This is a genomic window from Ruegeria sp. CDSC025 (assembly GCF_059610805.1).
This window is the reverse complement of record NZ_JBXWOJ010000004.1, coordinates 83,001-101,073: the sequence shown is the minus strand read 5'-3', so window position 1 is coordinate 101,073 and position 18,073 is coordinate 83,001. Positions and strand designations below refer to the sequence as shown.

10 protein-coding genes are annotated in these 18,073 nt (G+C 54.8%); 5 read left to right on the top strand and 5 right to left on the bottom strand.

The features are described from left to right. Window positions 1-11: 11 nt before the first annotated feature. Window positions 12-2,063 (bottom strand): beta-propeller fold lactonase family protein, encoded by a 2,052-nt coding sequence (locus AC2FH8_RS08110; protein WP_496689268.1) that lies wholly within the window; start codon window positions 2,061-2,063, stop codon window positions 12-14. Window positions 2,064-2,275: 212 nt separating this feature from the next. Between AC2FH8_RS08110 and AC2FH8_RS08105 the strand changes: the two genes are divergently transcribed. The 5 genes from AC2FH8_RS08105 (at window position 2,276) to AC2FH8_RS08085 (ending at window position 11,760) form a co-directional block, all read left to right on the top strand. After that, window positions 2,276-6,106 (top strand): beta strand repeat-containing protein, encoded by a 3,831-nt coding sequence (locus tag AC2FH8_RS08105; RefSeq protein WP_496689266.1) that lies wholly within the window; start codon window positions 2,276-2,278, stop codon window positions 6,104-6,106. Window positions 6,107-6,166: 60 nt separating this feature from the next. Further along, on the top strand, window positions 6,167-6,961 hold the full coding sequence (locus AC2FH8_RS08100) for a SapC family protein (RefSeq protein WP_496689264.1): 795 nt from the start codon (window positions 6,167-6,169) through the stop codon (window positions 6,959-6,961). Window positions 6,962-7,098: 137 nt separating this feature from the next. Further along, window positions 7,099-8,322, top strand: a complete 1,224-nt coding sequence (locus AC2FH8_RS08095; protein ID WP_496689262.1) for a TolC family protein — start codon at window positions 7,099-7,101, stop codon at window positions 8,320-8,322. After that, on the top strand, window positions 8,319-10,466 hold the full coding sequence (locus tag AC2FH8_RS08090) for a type I secretion system permease/ATPase (protein WP_496689260.1): 2,148 nt from the start codon (window positions 8,319-8,321) through the stop codon (window positions 10,464-10,466). Before AC2FH8_RS08095 ends, AC2FH8_RS08090 begins: the two co-directional genes overlap by 4 nt. Continuing rightward, a complete protein-coding gene (locus AC2FH8_RS08085; RefSeq protein WP_496689258.1) occupies window positions 10,450-11,760 on the top strand; it encodes an HlyD family type I secretion periplasmic adaptor subunit in 1,311 nt (436 codons plus the stop codon). Before AC2FH8_RS08090 ends, AC2FH8_RS08085 begins: the two co-directional genes overlap by 17 nt. Before the next feature lie 77 nt (window positions 11,761-11,837). Here the strand turns inward: AC2FH8_RS08085 and AC2FH8_RS08080 are convergent, their stop codons facing one another. From AC2FH8_RS08080 to AC2FH8_RS08065, 4 genes are all read right to left on the bottom strand, one after another. Continuing rightward, complete coding sequence (locus AC2FH8_RS08080) at window positions 11,838-13,604, bottom strand: ABC transporter ATP-binding protein (RefSeq protein ID WP_281972885.1); 1,767 nt, start codon at window positions 13,602-13,604, stop codon at window positions 11,838-11,840. A 252-nt stretch (window positions 13,605-13,856) separates the two neighbouring features. After that, entirely contained in the window at window positions 13,857-14,558 is a 702-nt protein-coding gene (locus AC2FH8_RS08075) for a response regulator transcription factor (protein ID WP_142636417.1), read from the bottom strand. Next, entirely contained in the window at window positions 14,558-16,423 is a 1,866-nt protein-coding gene (locus AC2FH8_RS08070) for a PAS-domain containing protein (RefSeq protein WP_496689255.1), read from the bottom strand. Before AC2FH8_RS08070 ends, AC2FH8_RS08075 begins: the two co-directional genes overlap by 1 nt. A gap of 104 nt (window positions 16,424-16,527) precedes the next feature. After that, window positions 16,528-18,060, bottom strand: a complete 1,533-nt coding sequence (locus AC2FH8_RS08065; protein WP_281995124.1) for a sulfatase-like hydrolase/transferase — start codon at window positions 18,058-18,060, stop codon at window positions 16,528-16,530. Window positions 18,061-18,073 lie beyond the last annotated feature (13 nt).

The window sequence follows — 18,073 nt, the reverse complement described above, 5'->3', positions numbered from 1 at the left end:
TTCCGTCGTCTTTAAACCGCTTCGAGATTGCCCAACAGGATCGAAGTCATGTCAGTCGTGATCACTCCGTCTACCGCGACGACATCGACACCGGTTTCGTAGGTCACGTTTGAACTTGTGATCCCCGACAAATCAGCGTCTGCGTCCAGAAACACCCACTCTGCCTCATGCGCTGTGGGCAATCCGACGGCGATCTGCAAGATAGCCAGCGCATCCAGAGCGTTGATGAGGCCATCTTGATTGATATCGGCTGCAATTAGGTCTTCCGGTGCTGCCTGCCCCCATGTCGGGTCCAGTCCCACTGAAAGCCGCAAGACCTGCAATGCGTCCAAGGCCGTGATCTCGCCGGTCCCAGCCGAATAGGACTTTATGATATCCAGTTCACCGATAAATGTGCCCGAAGGCAGATCCAGATCGAACCTCCCTTCATCGTCGGCTTGGACACTAACCGTGCCGCCTCCGTCCGGGGTGAAACGTATTTCAGCGTTTGACAGACCGGGATTTGCAGCTTGTGAATCAATGGTAATATTCCCTTGAATGCCTGCCGAACTGTCCGGGTCGAGCCCGCCCAAACCGTTCAAATCCACCGGAATATGGTCTGGCCCGCCAAATCCGGCGCCAAAGACATCTGAACTGGTCAGCGGAGCACCTGACGCCGAAAACACCTGAACCACATTATCCAGATACCCGATCTGCGCACCTTGCGCGGTGGACGTAAAAGTGAGCTGTCCAGGTGAGCGCAGGAATGGATAGTCAAACAGATCCAGCCTGTCCGATCCGACTTCAAAATCGGTAATCGTTGTCATCGCGCTTCCGGTCTGCATCACAAAGATATCAGACCCGGAACCGCCGGTCATCGTAGTGGCCCCAATCCCCGCTATCAGGATGTCATCGCCGCCGCCGCCAAGTAGAGAGGCATCAAGGATGCTGCCACTGAGCATATCGTTCTGCGCGGTTCCAGTGACTGTCCCATAACCGTCCGCTACGATACCCGGGTCAGCGACCGAAAAAGTAAGCTGCGTCAACCCGGCCTCTTCTTGTGAGGCGGCAAAGATCTGAATGTCGTCCCCGACATGGGCCACGCTGAGCGATTCGACATTTTGCAGCCCGGTGCTCAACGTATCGGCAAAACTGTCCAGATAGACCAGTTGACCATCCGGTGTCAGGGTAAACAGTGTCACCCCATCATCGCCTCCCCCGGCCACGACAAACACCTGACCATTCACTTCGACCACGGCCAGGTCCTGAGCCGATTCAAAGCGGGTATTCAGTGTATCCAGCACATGATCGGTGGGTATCAACCGGCCATCACCAGACAGCTCCATGACGCTGATCGTGTTGCTTTCGCTGCCAGCAACGATGACCCAGGAATGGCCATGCGCCTGCGCAATTTCGACGGCCGTTGGGGCGCCAATGCCCAAGGTCGCGACCCCATCGCCGGAATCTGCGAGGCTCAAGGTTCCCGCGCTGCTGTCCACCAAATAGGTCGTTATCGAATTGCTGGTAGCGTCGGTTGCGACGACAAAATGATCCGACCCAGACTGAGCGGTCTGGATCGAGTCGGCCTGACCTGCAACGGCCCCTGCAAAGGTCAGTGAGCCATCTGAGCCGACCGTATAGGTCGAAATCAACCCGCTGCCCTCTTGCGCCACGGCCAGAATGTCGACCGATCCAAAGGAAACCTGCACTAAGGCCGAATAGCCACCCCCACCGCTCAGGGTCCCGGTTTCCTGTAATTCTCCGATAGATCCGTCTGGAAGGATTTCGTAGCTGACAAGGCCGGCTGCGGACCTGACATCCAGAACGATGTGATCGCCCCCCAACAGAGAAACCGTTACCCCGGAACGTCCAACTGTGCCCGAGATTGTACCACTGAAATATTCTATGTCTTGCTGCTGGGGAACCGCGCCTTCGACGAGGTGCCATACAACAATGCCCCCTCCCTGTCCGGTCAGGCTGTACAGATACGTTTCCCCGTTAAACGTTTCTAAAGCCGTATCGCCGATACCTGAAGCGAGCGCTGCGCTCCCTGTTGCAACTACTCCGCCGAACTGAAGCATCATACCAAATCACCCCACGCCAAAATCTGGCTCTTGAACAGGATGATCTGATGCCCGGTCCAATACCAAAGCGGGATTGTGGTGAAAACGAGGAGTTCGGTTTCAGTTTAACACAATTTTTTCTGGTCCGACCGCATGAACATCCGATGGGCAACACACATGAACAAAACGTCGCTGCCCATGATTTCAGCGCGGAAACAGCATGTGAGGGCAAGATGACCAAAACACCTGATATGACACGCAATCCTGCAAGTATCCGGCCCGATGCGGGTCAGCGGCAACAGATACGCAAGTGGATCGACAACAAAATGCGCCGCTGGGTCGGGCGCGGCATCGCAGGCAGCCTAAGTTCGGCCTTGCTTGCCCTTCCTGCGTTGGCACAGGCCACGACCGAAGAACTGGGCACCTTCCAATTCGCTGATGCGATTCCCGGCGTTAACAGCGCAAAGCTACTGGCAAATGGCGATGTTCTTCTCAAACTGGAAGATGGGCGCACGATTTTGGTCTCGGCAGAGAATGTTCATATCCTGGACGGCGGCTCCATCATGATTGCCGAAGATGCGGCGGCGGAAGTCGCGCAATTCGCACTGGCCGCCGAAGCCGGGGGAGCCGCAGCAGCCGCTGGCGGCGTTAGCGGCGCCGGTGCTGTTTTGGGGGGCCTTGGTCTGGCGGGTGCAGCCGCAGCAGGAGGAGGTGGCGGCGGTGGCGGTGGAGATGACGAAGCTCCGGCGCCCGCTCCAAATTTCCAGAGCCTGAACCTTGCTGGTCTGCAAGCGAACGCATTGAACAGCGCCAGCGCAAACCTGATGGCACCGACCGGAACCACAACGGTCGAGGTGACAATCGGGTCACTGACCAAGACGGCAACGCCCAATCCAGATGGCAGTTGGAGTATTTCCCTTACGGCGGTTGAGGCGGCTAGCCTTCCTCAAGGTGTGACAACAGTCACCGTTCGCAACCTGGATGGAACGGGTGAGGAAGTATCGGTCGAAACGGTAAGATTCGATGTGGACACTCTTCCACCGACGGTCAGCATTACGGGCTTTTCGGACGGGGCCATTCTGAATGCCGCCGAGCAAGCGACTGATCTTACAATCTCGGGCACTTCTGACGCCGAGAGAGGTCAAACAGTAACGGTATCTGTAAACGGGCAGACTTATGCTGGGACAGTGAATGGCGGCGGCCACTGGAGTGTTACCGTGCCGGCCACAGACCTGGCCGCCCTCCCTGACGGGGTGACCGTTTCAGTGACTGCCGATGTCGACGACCGCGCAGGAAATCCGGCGATACAGACAAGCGCAAGCTTTGACACAGACTTTAGCGCTCCAACGATCACGCTTGATCCGGTCTCTGGCGGCTCGATCGGCCTGGGGGACATTAGCTCTGATCTGGTTGTGTCCGGGTCAACGTCCGCCACAGACGGTCAGACGGTCACTGTGACGTTCGATGGCCAAGCATATATCGGCACCGTGTCAGGCGGTACTTGGAGTGTCACCATACCCAGCGGCGACCTCGGCTCGCTTTCCACCGGAATTCCAGCCACGGTAAGTGTTGTCGTAGATGATGTGGCAGGAAACCCATCGGTACCGGTCACCGCCTCGGTTCCGGTCGATCTGACGGGACCCTCGGTGAATATCGCGCCATTGTCAGTTGGCGCGGTCATCAACGCTGCCGAAACCGCCTCCGACCTGACCATCAGTGGCACAACAGGAAATGTTCAGGACGGCCAGGTGGTGACAGTCACCCTGGATGGACAAACCTACACCGGTTCAGTCAGCGGCGGCAGTTGGAGCGTCACCGTCCCTGCAAGCGATCTTGCATCGCTGGCAGATGGGGGCGATTTCACGATCACGGCGGATGTGCTTGACACAGACGGCCTATCTGCACCGCAGGCAAGTGTCCCGCTTTCGAAAGATGCCACCGCGCCGACTGTAAGCATCGACAACTTTTCCGACGGCGCTGTCATGAATGCAGCCGAACAGGGCACTGATCTGACAATCTCTGGAACAACGAACGCTGAGGATGGTCAAACCGTAACCGTTTCCATGAATGGGCAGGACTACACCGCAACCGCCTCTGGCGGTACCTGGTCGGCGACCGTCCCGGCGATAGATCTTGCTGCCCTGTCCGATGCAGCAACCGTCAATGTTACCGCAGATGTCTCGGACGCGGCTGGAAACCCTGCCCTGCAGGCCAGCGGCAGTTTCACAACGGATTTCACAGCACCGGCGGTCTCTATCACCGGGTTGTCGGATGGGGCTGTCATGAACGCCGCGGAACAAGGAACCGACCTTACAGTGTCCGGAACCTCTGATACGGCAGATGGCACGGTTGTGACCGTAGAAATCGTTCGGCAGGACGGCACAGTTGACGTCACCGGCACGGCGACCGTAACGGGCGGGTCCTGGACCTATACCGCCTCAGCCGCGGATTTGGCCGGACTTCAGGATAGCGAAACCTACGATGTCGAGGCATCTGCTTCGGATGCGGCTGGGAACACAACAGCGACATCAACCAGTTTTGACACAGACTATACAGCACCAGCGGTCACCATCGACCCTCTTTCGGTCGGGTCAGAGCTGGATGTATCCGAAAAAGATAGTGACCTGACGATCACCGGGACTACGGATGCCGCCGATGGGGAAACGGTTACAGTCACACTGAACGGGCAGTCCTATACAGGCACCGCCTCAAGTGGCACCTGGTCAGCAATCGTTCCGTCCGGTGACTTGGGAGCGTTGGCAGACAGCACAACCTTCCAGGTTTCAGCGACGGTTACGGATTCCGCCGGCAACATCTCTACCGCCGCCGCCACCCCGTTAGCCACGGATTTCCGGCCTGTCCTGACAATCAATGACACCGGAACAAACGGTGCCGTTTCATTGAATGACGCCCAAAATTCAGGAGTCGTTGTCTCTGGCACGTCAATAGGCCTTGCCGCAGGCGAGGCTGTAGATGTGACGTTGAATTCCATGTCAGTCGGAACCGCTACGGTCGGTGCCGACGGAACCTGGACACTGTTGGTAAGTGTTGCGACCTTTGCATCAGTCGAGGCGGGGGATGATCTGGACTTTGGCGCAGAGGTATCTGTGGCAGGTGGCCCTGATCCTTTGCCAGTTACGGATGAAAACACGGCCCATGAACCTGCAGCCTATGTGATCACTGAAGCCGGACAAAGTGGATCAACAGTCACATTTGAAATCTACGCAGACCCTGATACGGATCTGTCCAGCGGTCTGGCGATCACAGCCGAACTGGGTTTCGATCCCTCAGTGGTGACGTTTGACACCGGATCAGATGTCGAGAATGGGGCATTCGATTTGTTCCTGACGAACCCGGTGAGTGGATCAGCCGTCAGTTTTGCTGGCGCGGCGACCACCTATTCCGACCTGTCCCAACCCATCGTCACATTCACGATGACAGTTCTAGATGCCTCTGAACCGATTGTTCTGACGTTGACGACTCCGGATGGTGGTCCATCGGTGCTGCAGATCGGGACGTCAGGCGACGACACATTGATTGCAACCAACATCGACAACGTCATTCGTGGCCAGGACGGCGATGACACAGTGGATGTCTCAGGTGCTGGTCGGGACATTGTCGTGTTCGAGCCGGACCCAACAGCAAATGGCGTTGATACGATCACTGGCTTCACGACTGGACCCGCGACTGACACCGCTGATGCGATCATGTTCAGTGGATTGGATGTCGACAGCCTGCGCGGCGACGGAACAGGTGTGGAAACGCTTTCAGTAGGGGATGCACTAGGCGCGGACACCGGAGTGGTTGGTTTGACGACAGAGCTGAGCGATCTGACTGCTCAAACCATCGAGACCGCGGTCGAAAGCCTTACCGGCGCCGAAGCAGGTGACGAGATCTATGTCCTGGCTACGGATGGAACTGACAGTGTGCTAGTCAAGGTCGACTATTCCGCATCCGATGCGGCGACAGTCGAAACGGTGGCCCATTTCACCGGATTGGATGACCTCAGCGGGCTTACTGCTGACAATATTCTGCATACCGATCCAACCGGGGCCAGTGCCTGACGCTCGACTACACTGCCACCCTGCACGGGTGGCAGTATTCTCGATATTCAAGAGGTTGCCATGGCACAGAATGGCCTAGTTCCAATCAATTTCAACCGTCACAGTCATCAGTATTGGAAGCGTTTCACATCTTATGACTTTGCAGCTGAACGCACCGAGAGCGTGATCGTGGAAGAAGAGGTGCTCCAGATTGCAGCCACTTTTCCGATTGTGTTTCGCAGGACCGGCCCAGAAATTGAACCGATTGCTGTATATTCACTTCTTGCTGGTGAACCCTCGCCATTTGTTTCAACAGAAGGGCGTTGGCTGGCCAGCTATATTCCGTCCGAACTGCGCAGCCACCCCTTTTCGTGCCGCCGAATGGATAACGGCAGCACCTTTCAGCTGGTGGTAGATGAAGGTTCAGGCCTGTTGACCGAAGAGTGCTCTGACAATCCCTTTTTTTCAACTCCGGATACGCTCGGCACTGAATTGAAAGAAGTTCAAAACTTCTTGAAAGCGTGCGCAACCTCTCAGATTAGAACAACCGAAATTTGCAAGATGATAGACGCATTTGGGCTGTTTGAGCCCCTGAGCGGCAATTTGGAATTCGGCTCTGCACATAACTGGTTGCAAATCAACTCTGCACGCCTGGAACAGCTATCGGCAAAACGCAAATTGGAACTGGTCGAAACAAAAGGCTTACGCCTGATCTATGGCCATCAGGCTTCATTATCCAATCTCAGATGGCTTTTTCAGGCGCAAAAGCAGATTTCCCAGGCCGGTGCATCTGTAAAATACACCGAAAATTCAGAACTTACCGGTTTCATGAATGCACTCGCCCAAGCCCAAACCGATGACGTAATCTGGCCCTAATGAAGTGTGAATGACAAATGCCCACATGCGGTCGCTTTTTGAGTTTTCTGATTTCTGCTCTCTCTTTCAACATAGTATCGGCCTGTACCCAACCACCTGACATTGCCGGTGTCGAGGCTTCTTTTTCAACCGGGGCCGTGGGTTTCCGCACACATGAACCATCTCAGAAACTGACCACCAGTTCCTTTGGCAAGCGCGTACGGCACGCTGTCGAGACCAGCCCCAACCTCGCGCGATCTATGTCCGCGCTGGATGTGGCGGTAGCCAATCACGACGCGGCAAAAGGGGCCTTTCTTCCGCAGGTTTCACTTGGAATCAACGCCAGATCCGAGCGGGTAGACTCGGACACAGCCGACGTGACCCCTTATCTGCGGATCTCACAGCTCGTTTATGACGGGGGGGCCGCATCCGGTGATTTGACTGCTGCAAAAGCACGGGTTTTTGAAAGTCGCGGCGGCCAGTTATCAACAGCCTCGGCAACCGCTCTGGCTGCGATTGAGGTCTATATAGTGGTCTTGGATTTACGGAAAATCCTGGATATTTCGGTGAAAAATGTGGAAGTCCACCAACAGCTCGTTCAACAAATTTCCGAGAGGGCTGCATTAGGCGCTGGTTCGAACGCCGATGTATTGACAGCGCGGTCGCGGATGGCCGATGCACGGACGCGACTGGCGGATGCAAAAGCCAGAGTGGACCTCGCCGATGCCCGTTTTCGTGAAGTTTTTGGCAGCCCGTCAGGTGATCTGCAACCCCCAGTCAAAGCGCCGACGATCTCACAATCGGATCATAGTATCGTAACGGGAAGCCTGCAGATTCGACGTTCGGAAGCGGCCCTGCTTGCCGCCAAGGCAGAACGTGCTGCCGCTTTGGCACGCCGTCAACCCGGCGTGAATGTTTCGGCATTTGCGGATCGCGATGATAGCAATGACGCAAATTTCGGGGTCGATCTGTCCTTCAATTATGAGCTGGACTCTACTGGACAGCGCCGTGCCGCCATCACCGCGGCTGAAGCCAAAGTTCGCGAAGCGGAATTCGTTCATCAATCCCTAACGCGAGAAATACAAAGAGAGCTGGACACAATTCGCGCTGACCAAATTGCTGGAGCACAACGGCTTAGAGAGGCGCGAATAGCTGCGCAGGCGAATGCTGACAGTGTTGCAGCGGCGCGCGCGCAATTCACAATCGGACGACGCAGTCTGATCGAAATCCTAGACGCACAGCGCGACTATGTGAATGCGCAGGAGAGACTTATCCTAGCCGAACAGAACTATTTCCTGACAGATTACGCAATCCTTAGTTTGACTGGTGACATCCTGGATCTCCTTGGCATTTCAATCAGTTCCGTTGAGGGTTCTCAATGAAACAATTGACACCTGCCTTCGCAACGCCCGAGTTATCGTGCTTTGAAAAATGCCTGATGCACGCTGCGGCCCATCTTGACTGTCCAATCACGTTTGCCGGGATCCTCGCGGCCCAAACAGGCTCGAACGGAGAGCTTACAATCCGCGATTCATTGGAACTGGCACGGCGTGTTGGGGTCCAGGCGGGATACGGAAGAAGGGCTTTGTCAGCTTTTGACAACACTTTGGTTCCTGCGTTGTTGATTCTTGAAGGGGGAAGATCCGTTGTGTTTCATGGCCGAACCTCAAATGGTCGGGTTCTGATCTATGATCCGGAGGTTGGCACGGAAATAGGTCAAATTCAGCAAACCGATCTATCAGAAGTCTATACAGGGTTTGCGATCCTGCTGCGGCGCAATCACCGTGAGGATTTAGCCACGGGGCCCAGTTCTGCTTCGGGCCACTGGTTTTGGTCTGCTATGGCGGAAAATCGTTGGTCTTACACTCAGGTTGCGCTTGCGGCGGCGTTGGCAAATCTGCTTGGTCTATCTACCTCGGTCTTTATCATGGTCGTCTATGACCGTGTTTTGCCAAACGAAGCCACAGAATCTCTGATTGCTTTGACAGCAGGTGTTGGGATCGCGCTGCTTTTTGATTTCGTGCTCAAACTCCTGCGGGCAGGATTCATAGATCGGGCTGGCCAGAAAGCAGATATTTCGATGGGCCGTAGAGTCTTTGACCAGGTCCTCAACATTCGCATGAAGGCGCGCACAGGTTCGACAGGGGCCATGGCCAGCACCATTCGTGAATTTGAAACACTCCGTGAGTTTTTCACATCCGCCACCTTGGTGGCAGTCGTAGATCTACCCTTCATAGCATTGTTTGTCTTTGTCATTTACTTGGTCGGTGGCCCACTTGCACTTGTTCCAGCTCTGGCTGTGCCTGTCGTTTTGCTAGCAGGCATCATCGTGCAACCTATACTTTCTCGTCTTGCCGAGAAAAGCTTCATCGATGGTCAATCCAAGCAATCGGTTCTGGTCGAAACTGTATCCGGGTTGGAGACCATAAAAACGACAGCGGCGGCCCGGCCAATGAGGTCGCGGTGGGAGGCTGCCATACAGCTTCAGTCATCACATGGCGCGCGCAGCAGGGCAGTGACTCAATTTGCCTTGAATCTGACCGGATTTACCCAACAGGCCGCCCAGGTCCTTATCGTTTTCTACGGTGTTTTTCTTGTGATGGATGGTCAGGCAAGCATGGGCGCGCTTGTTGCTTCGGTCATGTTGACCGGGCGGGCTCTTGCGCCACTTGGGCAACTGGCACAGACCCTGACACGGGTTAATCAGGCCCGAAATGCCTATCAAAACCTTAATGCCTTAATGCAGGCCGACAGTGAACGCCCCGAAGGGCGGAGCTGGATCAGTCGCGATCGCTTTGAAGGGAGATTAACCTTCGAAAATATCCAGTTTGCTTATCCCGAAAAACACGACAACGTCTTGTCCGGTGTTTCATTCACCATCTCGCCCGGAGAGAAGGTTGCAATCCTTGGTCCGATCGGCTCGGGGAAAAGCACGGTCGCGCGGCTAATGCTTGGCTTGTACGATCCAGACGCCGGGTCTGTTCAATTGGATGGGGTCGATATCAGACAAATTGATCCAGGTGATTTGCGGCGCAATATCGGCTCTGTTCTGCAAGATATTTGGCTGTTTTCCGGGTCAATCCGCGACAATATCAAAAGCGGCGCAATCAGGCCAAGGGATGAGGACCTGATTTGGGCGGGGCAAGTCGCTGGGGTCGAGGATTTTGTCTCTCGCCATCCCGGAGGCTATGACCAAAATCTGGCAGAGCGCGGTGAGGGATTGTCAGGGGGACAACGGCAGGCCATCGCCTTGGCCAGAGCCTTGATTGGTAAACCTCCGGTTCTTCTTCTGGACGAGCCAACAAGTGCCATGGACGTCAAAACCGAAGCTGAGGTCATACAGCGGCTCAAAAAGGCGACCCCCGACACAACTATGCTGATCGTAACCCATCGAACCAGCCTATTGGAACTTGTCGATAGGGTTATCGTCATAGAGGGCGGCAAAGTACGGGTAGATGGACCAAAAAGCATACTGTCACAGCATTCCGGAAAGCAACGGAGGCATCTGAATGTCGCAGCATCATGACCTAGCCTCGCTTGCGCGGGAAATGCGAGGCGGGTCACCGGTCAGGAGTTCATTGCTTCTCTTGGTAATCCTGACTTTCCTGGCGACAGCAGCGTTTTGGGCCCATTTCACTGAACTTGATGATGTCACCCGTGTAGAAGGCCGCATCGTGCCGTCGGCGGATGTTCAGATGATTGAAGCTACGGAGTCCGGCATTCTGCAGTCATTGAATGTCCGAGAAGGCGAGGTTGTTGAAAAGGGGAAGTTGCTGATGGAGTTCGATACCACCCAAATCGACAGCAAGCTCAGCCAAGAGGAACAGCGTGCATATGGCTTGAGAGCCCGATCTCAGCGCCTGCAAGCAGAGATAGACGAGACCGAGCTGACATTTGATACGATCCTGGTCCAAGGTGCGCCGACTGTTGTTCAGTCTGAGACAGCTCTGTTTCAAGGCCGGCGATCAGAGTTGCAGGCAGAAATCTCAATTCTGATGAGCCAACGGGAACAACGGTTAAGAGAATACGAAGAAGGGCTTGTCGATACGGTGACCGCGTCCGAGACTTTGAAAGTTCTGGCCGAGGAACGGGCAATCATTACCCCCCTAGTAGAACAGCAGATGGAACCCGCCACGACACTATTGTCATTGCGACGCAGCGAGGCTGAGTGGCAAGGCCGCCGGACCAGGGCTGAAGCCGCTACCAACCGTCTGAAGACAGGATTGGAGGAAATTGATGATCGGGTTCGGGCGACACAAAGCAGGTTTCGAAGTGCGGCTTTGACCGAACTTGCATTGGCAACTGCGGAACTGGCTACTCTGGAACCATCACTGCCAGCCTTACGAAACAGAGCGGAACAGGCACAAATCAGGTCGCCGGTACGCGGCATCGTAAATCGCATTCACCGCACGACCATAGGCGGTATGGCACGGAGCGGTGAGGAACTGATCGAAATTGTACCGCTGGATGAGTCTTTGTTGGTCGAAGCCTATGTCCGCCCCGAAGACATCGCATTTCTGCACCCTGAACAGTTGGTTCGGATCAAGATTACTGCCTATGATTTTGCTCGATACGGGGCCTTGGACGGGCAAATTATCCGTATCGGGGCTGATACCGTGACGCGATCTGAGCGGGACGATGAAGAAGTTTTTGTCGTGGAAATCCGGACCAACCACTCGATGTTGGATGGGAACGGAGTAGCGGTTGAAATTATTCCCGGCATGATTGCCGATGTGGATATTCTTGCGGGCAAGAAAACCGTTTTGGACTACCTGCTGCAGCCGATTGTCAAAGTCAAAGATCAGGCTCTTCGTGAGTAGTAATTGACCGGGCCAACGCCCATTACTTCTCGATGCCGTTCAGAATCTATGTGGGGCCCCGCCCATTCGGACTGAGCTTAGGATCCCGGAAGCTTGAATTGCTGGTCAAACAGTTGGCGGAACGTCCCGTTATGTTCGATTAGCGCATCAAGGTTGCCTTGTTCGATAACTTCACCGTCTTGAACAACCATAATGGTATCTGCCTGAAGCACAGTTGAAAGCCGGTGTGCGATTACAATGGTTGTTACATTCTCGGTCAACTTGTCCAGCGCAGCCTTAACAAGCGCCTCAGATTCCGCATCCAAAGCACTGGTGGCTTCATCCAAAAGCAAAATCTCGGCATTGCGTAGAATTGCCCGCGCGATCGCCAGACGCTGTTTTTGACCTCCAGAAAGAAACGCGCCGTTTTCGCCTACCTGCGTATCGTACCCATTTGGCAGTTGTGAGATGAACACATCAGCATGGGCAGCCTTTGCGGCCTCAATCACCTCTTCATCGGTGGCACCAGGTCGCGCAAAACGAAGGTTCTCCATCACGGTTGTCGAGAACAGGAACGTGTCTTGGCCCACATAGGAGATCTTCCGGCGCAAAGAGGCAAAACTTACATCGACAAGGTTTTGGCCATCGATTTCGACCTTGCCCTGATCGGGATCATAAAACCGCATGATCAACCCAAAAATCGTGGACTTGCCACCACCGGACTGACCCACCAGAGCTGTCGTCTTGCCTGCCTCGAAGGTCAGGTTCATATCTCGGATTACTTTTTGCTCACCCTGATAGCCGAACGTCACGTTGTTTAGACGGATTTCACCCGGGCCGGATTTCAGCTTTTCAGGGTTCACGCTTTCGACCATCGGGTCTTCCTGATCGAGCAGCTCGAACATCATCCCCACTGGTACCAGGGCCGTTTCAATCACGACCCGCATTTTTGACAGGCGTTTGGCGGGTTCATAAGCCATCAAAAGGGCTGTGATGAATGACATCAGCTGACCTGCCGAAGTCGGTTCGCCGCCGGTAATATCAAGGGTACTGATGATCAGAACACCCGCAATCGCGACACCGGCCAGAAGCTCCATCAACGGGCTGGCAATCGACTGCAATCTGGAAATTGAGTTCGCCCGTTTTTCAACCGACCTGATCGCCCCATTCATACGGTCAGTCATGTTGTCTTCCAAAGCAAAGACCTTGATGACCCGAATGCCCGCAGATGTTTCCTGCAGAACCTTGATGATTTCAGACAGCGCCTTCATTTCTGACTGCATGATCGACCGCACACCTTTGAGGATGTAACGCACACTCAAAAGCGCAACGGGACCCACAAAGAAGAACAGAATTGACAGTACAGGTTCCTGGTAAATCATCACGAAGATGAGGCCGACCAATGTCAGGGCATCGCGCACGAAGCTGGTCACCATGACGTCGATAAGCCGACGCGCGGCCTGAGCGCCATGAGTTACGCGCATAAGAAGGTTGGACGATTCTGTTTCAGCAAAGAAACCAACACCGCGTTTCAGCAGCTTATTGTAAAGCCTTTCCTGTTGCACCGCGATGATCCGGTTGCCCGCACGCGCCAGAAAGATCGACTGGATATAAGAGGCGACAGCCTTACTCAAAAACAAGCCGACGACCGCTGCGGCAATCAGGTAGACTTGCGACTTCATCTCTGGCGTGGTCATCGCATTTACGATGTTCTCCATCATCCAGGCGGTTCCGGCCGTTGTTGCGGCGACAACGATCATCGCCAGCATGGCAACACCGTACAACCAACCCTGCTTCCGGAGACTTTCACTCAAAAGTCGACCGAGATGGCTGGATCGCCAGTTCGCTAAGGTCTCTTTGATCATTTTACGCTCCAAAACCTTTTCGAATTCGATATCTGATCACGTTTCAACCCAAGTTAGCCTTAGCCAAAGAACCGCGCGGTTGTGTTAGTTATGCCTGACTGTGCCGAGAATCCAGAGCCTGCCGACAGATTATCAACACGCGACCGACAATAACGGGGTGGCGACCGCAATATCTACGTTAGCGCCCCTACGTTCCGACAGCTTATGAGCCCGTTTCACACCGAATGCTAGGTGCACCCAGCTTCGTCATCATCATCGCCAGGCGACGTCGCCCAAAAAAATGTACCCTGCCCCATAGATGGTTTTAATCAATCGCGGGTTCTTGGGGTCCTCGCCCAGTTTTGTTCGCAATCGGGATATTCGCACGTCCATGGCCCGGTCAAAGCTGTCGCCCGCGCCTCCCCCGAGCGCCTCTTGCATCTGCGACCGGCTGATCAATCGTTTAGGACTATCTAGAAACAGACGTAACACCTCGGCCTCGGCGTGGCTGAACGGCGTTTCTGATCCGGAACCGTCTTCAAGAACATAGCGGTCGAAATACGCGGTCCAGCCGTTGAATTCTGCGATCTCTGACTGAGGCGCTGGTGCCCGCGATGATCGAAGCCGCGCCCGGATACGAGCGACCACTTCGGCTGGATCAAAGGGTTTGGTGATGTAATCATCCGCGCCAAGCTCCAATCCGGTGACACGATCCTGTACCTGTGCCCGCCCCGAAATAATGATGACTGCGGCACCTTGTTCCAAAGCCAGGCGATGAACAAGAGCCAAGCCGTCTGTGTCCGGCAAAGACAGGTCGACTAGACACACATCGGGCACCACTCTTTTCAACGATGCTTCAAATTCACGAGCACGGGAAAAACTTTGAGTGCGGAACCCCGCCTCTTCCAGTGTGTCGGTCAGGATACGACGTATCTCAGGCTCATCATCTAAGATGGTTACCAGCGGTTGGTTCATCATGCGGCCTCATTTCGGATTAAGGCAGTAAGCTGCGCTTGTGTGAACGGTTTGCGCAGAACTGGTGCCAAAGCCAGTGCCTGACGATGCAGCGGGTCGGAATAAGGCAGCGATGTCATTAGAATACACGGCAAGTCTGGGTTCACTTTCTGCAAAAGGTCAAGCCCCGTCTCTGGTCCTTCCAGCCGAATGTCGGACAATATCAATGCAATGTCTTCGATCTGGTTCACCAATGAAAGCGCCTCATCGGTTGAGGTCGCCTCAATCACGGTGAACCCCATCTCCACAAGCATATCACGGAAATTCCGACGAAGTTGGCTGCTGTCTTCAACCAACAGAACCAGCCCTTCCAGCGCAGGCGGCGCGGCGCGGTATGGTAACCGAAGAACCACCATGGCGCCGCTTGGTGTATTGCGCAGGCTCAGATTTCCGCCGGTCAATTTGACCGTATCGTAAACCATGGGCAAACCCAAACCCGATCCCTTATCACCCTTTGTGGTGAAGAAAGGATTGAGTGCTTTTCCAAGCGCTTCTTCCGAAAAGCCCGGCCCTGTGTCCGAGACGGAAATCTCGATCCAGGTTCCACCAATCGTATGCGCGCTGATCGTGATCTGACCTGTTTCTCCGCACGCATCTCGCGCATTCAGCACCAGATTCAGGATGGCGTCCTGCATCATCCCCTGATCCAACATAAGTGCCACATCCGGCAATGTATTCACGACCGAAAGCCCCATGCCACGCGGCAGTGACGGCGTGGCGAGAATACGCAAATCCTCGAGCAGAGCACGCATATCCGTGGCTTTGGGTTGCGGCGTTCGGTTGCCGGTCATGCCTGCTATGCGGTTCAGCAACTGCCCGCCGCGTTTAGCAGTCTGGCGCGTGGCGGCCACCAGCTTTTGTGCGCCTTCCGGCAGGTCCATTTTATCAAGCTTGGCCTGCATCCCCAGTATAATTGTCAGCAAGTTTGAGAAATCATGCGCAAGACCGCTTGTCATTTGCGCCGCCATTTCCCGGCGGCGTGTTTGTTGCAGGGCCACACGGGCTTGCGTTTCTTCAGTGATGTCAACTGACATCACATAGACACCGCCTTCGCTGTCGGGCGTGAACGAAACACGGATTCGACGTGAATCCTGACCCTCTGTGAATTCAAATACCGTGGCTTCCCCGTCGTAGGCACGGTTCAGGTTCTGTTCGATCCGCGCAAATGCGGCCGGTCCCAAAGCGTCAGAAATATGCATCCCAAGAATTTCAGAGGGACGGCCGGGCAAAACCGAACTGAGCTTGCGATTGGAATAATCGTACCGCCCATCGGCATCCAGATGCGCAATATGCGCTGGCATCATTTCGGTTGTCATCCGGGTACGGGCTTCGATTTCGGTTAACTGACGTTTTGCCTCTTCCAAAGCCGAAATGGTCGACGCTAGCTTTCTGTTGGTCGCTGCCAATTCCTCGGCCCGGGTCAACAATTCGTCCGACAATTCTTCGGAACGCGCCCGCAATAGCGCTTCGGCCTGTTTGGTATCTGTGATGTCGGTATAGACCGTTACCCATCCGCCGTTGGGCAGCGGTGCACCCTCGACCGAGATCACCTGCCCATTCGCCCTGACGCGCTCAATATAGTGCGGTTCAAATGTGAGGGCTTGACTGACCCTATGTGCGACGATGTCCTCGACATCCTGATCATGGCCATACTCGCCGATGCTCGCCAGAAAATGTATTGTGTCACGGAACAACGCACCCGGCCGGACCAGATCATCCGGAAGGTCGAACATCACCTGAAAAGGCCGGTTGCAAAGCACCAGCCGCAACTGACTGTCGTAGATCGACAACGCCTGACCGATCAGATTCAGCCCAGCTGTCGTCATTGCCTTTATCTGGTTATCTGTGATGTTCAATCTGCCCCCTCTCTGAAGCTATGCGTAACATCAGATTGATCGCAGGTGTAGCAGAGACAGGGCAACATTCCCGACTAATGCCTGAGCTTGGATTTTGGCCCCTCTTTGGTGATGGAATGCAGGGAAAGCGTATGGTCCATATTTCGCATACGGTGCCGCAGCATCTCGCGCCCCAACCTGGCCAGGTCTGTTGCGTATTCCGGGTTGCTCGCCACGTTTTCCATTTCGCCGCGACGCAGGTGGTCAAACAAAAGCGGTGGCAGGTTTGCCGCAAACTCGACCAGCGTAAAACGTTCGTCACGCAAGATGGACAGGCATGAATCGCTACTGCCCGTTCCCAATTCCTGTTGCCAAAGGGTTGGATTTTCCGGCTCGGCAAAGTCAAGCTCGCTGAAAGAAAAGCTTCGCCAATCCTTGGGTCCCTGCCCCTGCAGAAACGGCATCAAAGACCGCCCATCCATAGAATTCGGGATACTCTGGCCCACCCAATCCAAAATGGTTGGCGTGATGTCAATCGACTCGGTCGGTGCCGTCACCACGGCTCCGGCCTGCGCCTGATTGCCTGGCATCCGGACCAGTAAAGGCGTGTGATAAGCTGCGTCATAGACGGTCATCTTACCCCAGCTATGTCGATCACCCAGCATTTCACCGTGGTCAGCTGTGATTACGATCAATGTCTCATCATATTGATTGCTGTCCTTGAGAAACTGGACAACGCGGCCGATATGATAATCGACCTCTGTTGCAAGGCCCAGATAAACAGAGCGCAGCGCCTGAATATTGGCCGTGGAGGGTTGCACCTCATCAAAACCCAAAACGAAATCCGAAGCCGAATACCGAGCCATCGTTGGTCCAAAAAACGGGTGTATTGCCAGTTCATCTTCTGGGCTGACATGACCAACCGGCCGCGGCAACGCGACGGGATCGTACATATCGTTATAGGGAGCGGGTGCGACCAAAGGAGGATGAGGCCGGATATAGGTCAGATGCGCAAACCAGCTTTGGTCGCCGAAGGCCGCGATACTGTCCAGAAAAGCGTTGGTCAAAAAGGCGGTGTCGCTGTCTTCGGCGCGGTACACCGCCGGGTCGTTCAATTTGGATGGCTCACCTGAGGTTGAAACAGGTTTGTGCAGATCCCAGTATGAGTCGAACCTGTAACCTTTTTTCAGCAAGTCAGCGCGCCAGGGATAAGATTCTTCAAGCCGCATTTCCACGACCTCTTCAAACCCCTCCATGGGACGTTCGTAAGATTTCAGGATCGGGTCATTGGCATCGTAAACCCGTGGGTCAGCCGAGGTGTCGGTATACCCGTAGAGCAAGGGCAGATATCCCGCCTTACGAATCTCGGTTGCGATGTTTGGCGTGTCGTGCCGCAAAGGCGTTCCATTGCGAACCGATCTATGATTCATCGCATATTGCCCGGTCAGGATGGACGCACGCGACGGGCCACAAGGGTTAGTAACCGAGAAATGGCGCTGAAACGTGACGGCCTCGTCCATAAAAGCGCGCAAATTAGGCAAATTGACATGCTCGGCCAGCGCGCCGGTCAGACAATCTGCCCGAAGCTGGTCAATCACGACAAACAAGACATTTCCGCGCTGCCGCATTCCCTGCCCCCGA